Origin of the sequence: Achromobacter sp. UBA5777, assembly GCF_002418565.1 — a bacterium.
GTDB classification, from domain to species: domain Bacteria; phylum Pseudomonadota; class Gammaproteobacteria; order Burkholderiales; family Burkholderiaceae_B; genus Achromobacter; species Achromobacter animicus.
The window spans coordinates 1-8,615 of record NZ_DIEJ01000131.1 but is presented as its reverse complement, the minus strand read 5'-3'; the positions used below and the strand labels follow the sequence as shown (position 1 = coordinate 8,615).

Below are 8,615 nucleotides of genomic sequence, written 5' to 3'. Positions count from 1 at the left end.
GCGCGCTGGGATTTCAGCGCCAGCACGTGGCTGTCGGCCGCCAGCCGCGCCCAACGGTGGCGCACCGATGCCGACGACGCCGGCACGCGGCCGTGCGGGTCCGCCTGCATCGCCAGCGCGCGCACCTGACGCAGTTCCTGCGCGAAACGCACGAGGCGCGGAATGAAGTACGTGCCGCGCTCGAAGCTTGCGGCCGCCATGGCGATGCGCCAGCCCTGGTTCAATCCGCCCAGCAGCGCTTCCTGCGGCACGAACACATCCTCGAAAAAGACCTCGCAGAATTCAGCTTCGCCCGTGAGCTGCCGGATAGGTTCGACCCGCACGCCGGGACTGCGCATGTCTACGAGCAAAAAGCTCAGCCCCTTGTGCCGGGACGCATCCGGATCGGTGCGCGCGAGCACGAAGCACCACTGCGCCCGGTCCGCAAACGATGTCCAGATCTTGTGGCCGTTCAGGCGGAAGCCGCCCGGCGCCGGTTCCGCCCGCGTGCGCACCGAGGCCAGGTCTGAACCGGCGCCCGGTTCGGAATACCCCTGGCACCACACCTCGCGGTTCGACAGGATGCCGGGCAGAAAGCGCTGCTTCTGCGCCTCGGACCCGAAATGCAACAAGGTGGGCGCCAGGATGCCGTGACCGATCAGGTTCACGCCGAGCGGTGCGCCGCAACGCGCGTGCTCTTCATGGAAGACCGCCTGGCGCGACAGCGGCAGCGCCTTGCCGCCGTATGCCGCCGGCCAGCCCAGACCGGACCAGCCGTTTGCGCAGAGCGTGTCTTCCCAGGCGCGCCGGTAGTCCAGATTGCGCGGGTCGGCCCCGCGGGGCCAGGATCGTGCAAATTCCGCGTAGGCCGCGTCAAGCCAGTCTCGAAGCGTCTGCCGGAACGCCTCGTCTTCCTGCGCCGTGCCATCCGGCACGGCGGTTTCCTGCATCGTCATGCGTTACTCCAGCCGGATGTTCGAGTCGCGCGCCACCTTGGCCCACGTCGCCACGTCTTTCTGGATGAACGCGCCGAAGGCCTTGGGATCACTGCCGATGATGTCCAGCCCCAGCCCCTCGAACTGCTTCTTCACGTCGGGCTGCTGCAGGATCTGTGCAAGGTTCTGATAAAGCTTGTCGATCACAGGCTGCGGCGTGCGCGCGGGCGCCACCAGCCCCAGCCACGGCATGGCCGAATAGCCCGGCAGGCCGGACGCATCCACCGTGGGCAGCTCGGGCAATGACGCCGAGGGCTTGGCCGTCGTGACCGCCAGCGCGCGCAGCTTGCCGTCCTTGACGAAGGGGCCCGACGAGGCCCAGGCATCGAACATCACTTGCAGACGCCCCGCGACCAGGTCGTTGAGCGCGGGCGCGCTGCCCTTGTACGGGATGTGCGCCATCTGCACGCCGGCCATGCTGTTGAAGAGTTCGGCCTCCAGGTGGGTTGAACTGCCCGTGCCGACGGAGCCGTAGCTCACCTTGCCCGGATTGGCCTTCAGGTAGGCGATCAGCTCGCCGACGTTCTTGGCCGGCACCGACGGGTGCACACCCAGCACGTGCACCACCGACGCCACCTGCGTGATCGGCGCGAAATCCTTGACCGGATCGTAGTTGACCTTGGTGTAGATGCTGGGCGCGATGCCCAGCGACGACGCGGCCATCAGCAGCGTGTAGCCGTCGGGCTCGGCGCGGGACACGTAATCGGACGCGATCAGGGTGCCGCCGCCCGGCTTGTTTTCCACGATCACCGGCTGGCCTAGCTTTCCGCTCAACTTCTCGGCCAGCAGACGGCTCATGATGTCGGTCGCGCCGCCGGGCGAGAACGGCACCACGATACGCACGGGGCGCGCGGGGTAGGTGTCCTGGGCTTGTGCGGCGCTCGTGGCGCCGATGCAGGCCAGTGCGATGCCGGCCAATATTGTCTTGATCATGCTTGTCTCCTCCTGAGGGATGCGCAGACGCGCTACGGGGTTGCGGGCAGGATCAGCGCGTCCAGCACCGCGACGCCCTGTCCCGCCTCTTTGATCAGCAAGGGATTCACTTCTATTTGCGCTACCTGCGCAGGCGCGGCAAGCAAGGCGTTGCCCACAGCCACGATGCTCCTGCACGCCGCCGCCAGATCGCCCCGGGGCTTGCCCCGAAAGCCGTCCAGCAGCGCAAACGCCTTGAGCTCCTGCAACATCTGCAAGGCGATGTCCTCGTCCACCGGCAAGAGCCGGTGGCTCGTGTCCTGGTAGATCTCGGTCAGCACTCCGCCCAGGCCCACCGTCAGCACGGGGCCGAAGACCGGATCGCGCGTGGCGCCGACGATGATCTCCGCCACGCCGCGCTCCATCTTCTGGACCATGACGCCGTCGATGCGCGCACCGGGCTGCGCGCGCGCCACCGCCTGCGTCACATTGGCATAGGCCACGCGCACCGCCTCGTCGTCCGCGAGGTTCAGCGCGACGCCGCCCGCTTCGGTCTTGTGCGCGATGTCGGGGCTCAGGATCTTCAGGGCAACGGGATAGCCAGCAATGCGCGCATCGCGCACGGCGTCTTCCGCACTGCGCGCCACCGCAGTGGCAGCCTGGGGCAGACCGAACGCGGCCACGTAGGCGCGAGCATCCGCTTCGTTGCATGGGAGGGCCGGCGCGCTGGCCATATCCAATGCGGGCGCCGCCGCCTGCCGCCGGGCCGTGCGCGCGTCACACCACAGCAAATATGGCGCCAGCGCCGCGACGGCCAGACCCAGGTCCTCGAACACCGCGACTTCCGCCTCGCGCAGCGCGGCACGGCTTTGCGCGAGGCCCGTATCGATGGCGACGAACAGCCGCCGATGCTGCCGGGACGCTTCGGCCAAGGCATCGGCCATGCGGTCCAGCATGTAGCCGGGCGCATAAACGACCACGGCGTCAATGGCGTCCGACGTGCCCAGTGCGTGCAACACGGTGCGCACAAAGGCGGGATCGTTGACCACGTTGCCGGTCACGTCCACCGGATTGCCGACCATGCCGTAATCCGGAATGCCGCCGCGCAGCACGTCCTGCAGATCCGGCGGCAGGTCTGGCAAATCCAGCCCCGCGCTGATGAACTTGTCGGCCAGGATGGCGCCCAGCGCGCCCGACATCGTCAATACCGCCACGCGCTTGCCGGCCGTGCGGTGGCGCAGCGTAGCCAGGCTGGCCAGATGCGCCATCTGCGCGAAATCCGTGGCCTCAATGACGTTCAACTGGCGAAAGGCCGCCGCATACACGCGGCGGTCGCCGGCCAGCGCCGACGTGTGCGACTGCACGGCCTGGGCGCCCTTGTCGGTGGCCCCCGCTTTCAAGGCGATCAGCAGCTTGCCCTGGCGCTCCAGTTCGCGGCACGCGCGCACGAAGCGGCCGCCATCGCGCAACTGTTCGATGTAGCCGAGCACGATTTCCGTCTGCGGGTCCGCTGCCAGATATTCCAGGTACTGCGAAAAATCCAGGCAGGCCTCATTGCCCGTGTTGATGAAGTGCGAAAACGGCAGGCCCAGCCGGCGCGCGATCGCGTACACCGCCGCGCACACGTTGCCGCTTTGGGTCAGCAGGCTGACCGAGCCCGGCCCCTCCTGCGCGGGCGCGGTCTTGAAGACCGATGCGAAGGCGGTATGCGCCTGCGTGTTCAGGTTTGCGAATCCCATGCAATTCGGGCCCGCGACCGCCATGCCGCTTTCCGACACGAAGGCCTCCAGTTCGTCCTGCAAACGCGCGCCCTCGCCGCCCGCTTCGGCAAAGCCCGCGGCGTACACGATGGCGGCAGGGATGCCCCTGGCATGGCAGCGCCGCAGCATGGGCGTGACGTCGGCCGCGGCGATGGCCAGCACCGCCAGGTCCACCGGCTCGGGCACGGCTTCGATGTCGGACCAGCACCGCAGGCCGAAGACCTCCTGGTACTTCGGGTTCACCGGGTAAATGCCGCCTTGGAAGCCAAAGCGCGTCAGCAGTTCCAGCGGCATGCCGCCAATGCGGCCCGGGTTGGCGCTGGCCCCGATCATGGCGATCGAGCGCGGATTCAGCAGAGGATCAAGGCGGGACGTCATGCCGCTTCGCCTTTCTTGTTGCGCTGGATGGCCTGCGCCAGGCCGCGCTCGCGCACCGCCTGGAATTCCTCGCTCAGGTGCGACAACTGATGCGTGTCGAAGTGCGCCGACAGCGCCGTGCGAAAGCCCTGCGCGTCGGCCGTCCGGTTCAGCGACCGCTTGATCAGGCGCAGTCCGAACGGCGGCGCCTGCGCGATGCGCTGGGCCAGCGCCAGCGTGGCGGCATCCAGTTCCGCTTCCGGCACCACCCGGTTCACCATGCCGATGCGCAATGCCTCCTGCGCATCGACCTTCTCGCCGGTGTAGAGCATTTCCTTGGCCTTTCGCAGCCCCATGACCCAGGGATGGATCAGCACCTCGGTGGCGGCCGCGGCCAGGGTGTGTCCAACCGGGTCCGAGAAGTACGCCGTGTCCGAACACACCACCAGGTCGCACATGTTGGCGATCATGAATCCGCCCGCCACGCAGGCGCCCTGCACCTGCGCCACGGTGGGCTTGGGAAAGTCCCAGATGCGCAGGCAATACCCGTAATAGCGGCGGGACTCGTAGTCCCAGCGTTCCTCGACCGTGAAGTCGGCGCGCTTGGCCTGGGCTTCCTTCAGGTCGTGCCCGGCCGAGAAATGCGCGCCGCGGCCGGCCAGGATGACCACCCGCACCGCATCGTCCTGCTCGGCGCGCGAGAGGGCGTCATCCAGTTCATCCAGCATCTGCTGGCTCTGGGCATTGCGCGCGGATTCGCGGGCCAGACTGATGCGGCATACCGCGTCGTGCCGTTCGACGGCCAGGGTGGCGTATTCCATGGTCTCCTCGTCCTTGTCATGCCGCGCCGTCGGATGCAGCGCGATCTCCATGCATTGAATTAACGCACTGCAAATCCTAGAATACAAAATATTCGAAACATTTTTCCCACAATATGAACAACCTAGGATCCACCGGCGGCACGCAGAGCATGCGTCGCGCGCTCGGCCTGTTGCGCGTGCTGGCGCAGCACCAGGAAGACGGCATCGACCTGCAGGGCGTCATGGCCGCCACCGGCCTGGAGCGTTCCACGGCGCACCGCCTGCTCAGTTGCCTGCTGGAAGAACAGTTCGCCGAACGCGACCGCGCCACCCGCCGTTATCGGCTGGGCGTGGATTCGATGCAACTGGGGTTTGCCGCCTTGCGGCGCACGCCTTTGCTGGACGCCCTGCGCCCGTTCGCGCAGAAGCTGGCACGCCTGTCTGGCGACACCGTGTTCCTGGTGATCCGCCAGGGCGACTACGCGCTATGTTTGCTGCGCGAGGCCGGCTCATTTCCGGTCAAGGTATTCACCATCGACCAGGGCGAACGGCGGCTCTTGGGCGTGGGCGCGGGCGGCCTGGCGCTGATGGCGGCGCTGCCGGACGACGAGATCGCCGCGCTGTACGCAAGGCATGCGGCCAGCTACGCGCAGATCCGCGTCTCCAGCACCGCGCTGATGAAGGCGGTCAGGCAGACGCGCAATGCGGGATATTCCGAGATCGTGGACACCATCACGCCCGGCGTGTCGGGTGTGGGCGTGGCGTTTCCGGTGTCGGAGCTGACCTGGGTGGCCTTCAGTTTTGGGGCGATCAGCAGCCGGCTCGACGCACCGCGGCGGGTGCAGATGGGGGCAATGCTGCACGCCGAATGCCAGGCGTGGGCAAGACATTATCTGGGCCAGGCAGCGCCATGAAAAAACCCGCGAGGATCCGGCGCAGCCAGAACCTCGCGGGCCTTTCGGACCGAACGGATCAGATCCGTTCGAAGATCGCGGCGATGCCCTGCCCGCCGCCGATGCACATGGTCACGAGCGCATAGCGCCCGCCCACGCGCTGCAGTTCATGCAGGGCCTTGGTGGTGATGATCGCGCCGGTTGCGCCGATGGGATGGCCCAGGCCGATGCCGCTGCCGTTGGGGTTCACCTTGGCGGCGTCCAGCTTCAGTTCGCGCGACACGGCGCATGCCTGCGCGGCAAACGCCTCGTTGGCCTCGATGACGTCCAGCTGGTCGACCGTCAGGCCAGCCCGCTTGAGCGCCGCCTGCGTGGCCGGCACCGGGCCGATGCCCATGATGTCGGGGTCCACGCCCGCATGCGCGTAGGCCACCAGACGCGCCAGCGGCTTGACGCCGCGCTTGGCCGCGACAGACGCGTTCATCAGCACCAGCGCGCCGGCGCCGTCGTTCAGGCCGGACGCATTGCCCGCCGTGACCGTGCCGTTTTCCTTCTGGAACACCGGCTTGAGCGTCGCCAGGCTGTCGGCCGTGACGTCGCGGCGCACGTGTTCATCGGTGTCGAACACGATCTCGCCTTTGCGCGACTTGATCTTCACGGGCACGATCTGGTCGCGGAAGTAGCCTGCGTCGATCGCCGCGGCCGCGCGGCGGTGCGATTCCGCGGCCGTGGCGTCCTGGTCCTGCCGGTTGATCCCGAATTTGGCGGCCACATTTTCCGCCGTGACGCCCATGTGCATCTTGCCGAAGGGGTCGGACAGCGCGCCGGTCATCATGTCCAGCATGACGCTGTCGCCCATGCGCGCGCCCCAGCGCTGGGCCGGGGCGATATACGGCGCGCGGCTCATGCTTTCGGCGCCGGCGCCCACGGCGATGTCGGCATCGCCCAGCATGATGGTTTGCGCGGCGGACACGATGGCCTGCAGGCCAGATCCGCACAGGCGGTTGACGTTGAACGCGGGCGTTTCCTTGGAGATGCCGGCATTCATGGCGGCCACGCGCGACAGGTACATGTCGCGCGGCTCGGTGTTGATGACGTGACCAACAGCGACATGGCCGACTTCGTCGCCCGAGACGCCTGCGCGTTCCAGCGCGGCCCGGATGACGGTGGCGCCCAGATCGCAGGGGGGCACATCCTTGAGCGCGCCGCCGAAATCTCCAATGGCGGTGCGGACGGCCGAAGCGACGATGACTTCATTCATGGTGTTTCCTCCTTGTGGTGCGTTGTGGTTCGTGCGGTGTGGGTCGCGCGATGCGGTCCATGAAGTGCGTTCCATCATACTGCCCGCCACTCGATACAAAACCCATATCGCAAACCCGCAAAATAATATTGGACAGCTATCGGTGCGTTCCCGGATAGTGGCCGTCGGCGCCTGTCGCGGCGCCCTTGCCTGACCCGGAGCGACTGATGATCGACACGCTGGAACTCACTGCCATTCCTCCCGAGGATGAAGCCTTGCGCACCGAGGTGCGCGCCTTCCTGGCCGATGCGCTGGACGGCCTCGCGCCCGATGAGCGCGCCCGTTCATGGATGGGTTTTGACGCGGGCTTCAGCCGGCAGCTCGCCGAGCGCGGCTGGCTGGGCCTGACGCTGCCGCGCGAATACGGCGGCGCGGCGCGCGGCCATTTCGCGCGGTTCGTGTTGTCCGAAGAATTGCTGGGCGCGGGCGCGCCGGTGTCGGCGCACTGGATTGCCGACCGCCAGAGCGCGCCACTCATCCTGAAATACGGCACGCCAGCGCAAAAGGATTTTTATCTGCCGCGCATCTGCGCCGCGCAGGCGTTCTTTTGCATCGGCATGAGCGAGCCCGGTTCCGGCTCGGACCTGGCCAGCATCCGCACCCGAGCGGAAGCCGTGGCGGGCGGCTGGCGGTTGAACGGCAGCAAGATCTGGACGACAAACGCGCACCGTTCGCACTACATGATTGCGCTGGTTCGCACGTCCGGCATCGCGGAGGACCGGCATCAGGGGCTGTCGCAGGTGATTGTGGACCTGTCGTTGCCCGGCGTGACGGTGCGCCCGATCGAAGACCTGGCGGGCGACGCGCACTTTTCGGAAGTCTTCTTCGACAACGTCGAATTGCCCGCCGAGGCGCTGATCGGCGAGGAAGGCGGCGGCTGGGCCCAGGTGAATGCGGAACTGGCCTTCGAGCGCAGCGGCCCCGAACGCCTGTATTCCAGCATCGCCCTCCTGGAGTGCTGGCTCGCGCATTGCCGCGATGACGGTAGCGATGCCGATGCCGCCAGCCGGACAGCGATGGGCAGCATCCTGTCGCAGATGGCGGTGTTGCGCGCGATGTCGCTGGCCGTGGCCGGCAAGCTGGCGGCGGGCCTGAGCCCCGCCACCGAGGCGTCGCTGGTCAAGGATCTGGGCACCGAACTTGAACAGGCCATTCCGCGCCTGATCGGCGATACGCTGGGCCGGCACCCCGACCGCCCCGTGCCGCTGCCACTGCTGCGCACGCTGGCCTATCTGGAACAGGTCGCGCCGACGTTCTCGCTGCGCGGCGGCACCCGCGAAATCCTGCGCGGCATCATTGCCCGCGGCCTTGGCCTTCGATAAGGACGACCGTCATGGACAACATTTTTGGCGATGCCGCCGAACGCCTCTTCGCCCAGACCTGCACTCCGGATGTCATCCGGCGCGTGGAGCGGGGCCAGCCGTCGGGCGACACGTGGCAGGCCTGCGAGGATGCGGGATTCGCCGACGCGCTGGTGCGGGAAGATCATGGCGGCGCCGGCCTGGGCCTGACCGATGCGCTGCCCGTCGTGCTGGCGGCGGGGCGCCATCTGTGCCCCTACCCCATTGCCCATACGCTGCTGGCGGGCGCGTGGCTGAGCCGCGTGCAGCGGCCGCAGG

At 67.6% G+C, this 8,615-nt stretch carries 8 protein-coding genes; 3 read left to right on the top strand and 5 right to left on the bottom strand.

From position 1 onward, the window contains the following. The 4 genes from B3446_RS09740 to B3446_RS09725 form a co-directional block, all read right to left on the bottom strand. Positions 1–935, bottom strand: a 935-nt coding sequence (locus B3446_RS09740; RefSeq protein ID WP_291380483.1) for an acyl-CoA dehydrogenase family protein, incomplete at its 3' end; no start/stop codon positions are given. A gap of 3 nt (positions 936–938) precedes the next feature. Continuing rightward, entirely contained in the window at positions 939–1,907 is a 969-nt protein-coding gene (locus B3446_RS09735) for a Bug family tripartite tricarboxylate transporter substrate binding protein (protein WP_191575768.1), read from the bottom strand. A 32-nt stretch (positions 1,908–1,939) separates the two neighbouring features. Further along, positions 1,940–4,024 carry an acetate--CoA ligase family protein gene (locus B3446_RS09730; RefSeq protein ID WP_291380480.1) on the bottom strand — a complete coding sequence of 695 codons (2,085 nt, stop codon included), beginning with the start codon at positions 4,022–4,024 and terminating at the stop codon, positions 1,940–1,942. Further along, positions 4,021–4,824 (bottom strand): enoyl-CoA hydratase, encoded by an 804-nt coding sequence (locus tag B3446_RS09725; RefSeq protein WP_175138156.1) that lies wholly within the window; start codon positions 4,822–4,824, stop codon positions 4,021–4,023. Before B3446_RS09725 ends, B3446_RS09730 begins: the two co-directional genes overlap by 4 nt. 113 nt (positions 4,825–4,937) lie before the next feature. Between B3446_RS09725 and B3446_RS09720 the strand changes: the two genes are divergently transcribed. Continuing rightward, positions 4,938–5,717, top strand: a complete 780-nt coding sequence (locus B3446_RS09720) for an IclR family transcriptional regulator (protein WP_291380478.1) — start codon at positions 4,938–4,940, stop codon at positions 5,715–5,717. 58 nt (positions 5,718–5,775) lie between these two features. Here B3446_RS09720 and bktB read toward each other — a convergent pair whose 3' ends face one another. Continuing rightward, positions 5,776–6,957, bottom strand: coding sequence for a beta-ketothiolase BktB (gene bktB / locus B3446_RS09715; RefSeq protein WP_175138076.1), 1,182 nt, complete (start codon positions 6,955–6,957; stop codon positions 5,776–5,778). 206 nt (positions 6,958–7,163) lie between these two features. Between bktB and B3446_RS09710 the strand changes: the two genes are divergently transcribed. Then, positions 7,164–8,318: an acyl-CoA dehydrogenase family protein gene (locus tag B3446_RS09710; protein ID WP_291380476.1), complete on the top strand. Its 1,155-nt coding sequence runs from the start codon at positions 7,164–7,166 to the stop codon at positions 8,316–8,318. Between the two features lie 11 nt (positions 8,319–8,329). Next, a partial coding sequence (locus B3446_RS09705; protein WP_291380474.1) for an acyl-CoA dehydrogenase family protein occupies positions 8,330–8,615 on the top strand: 286 nt, incomplete at its 3' end.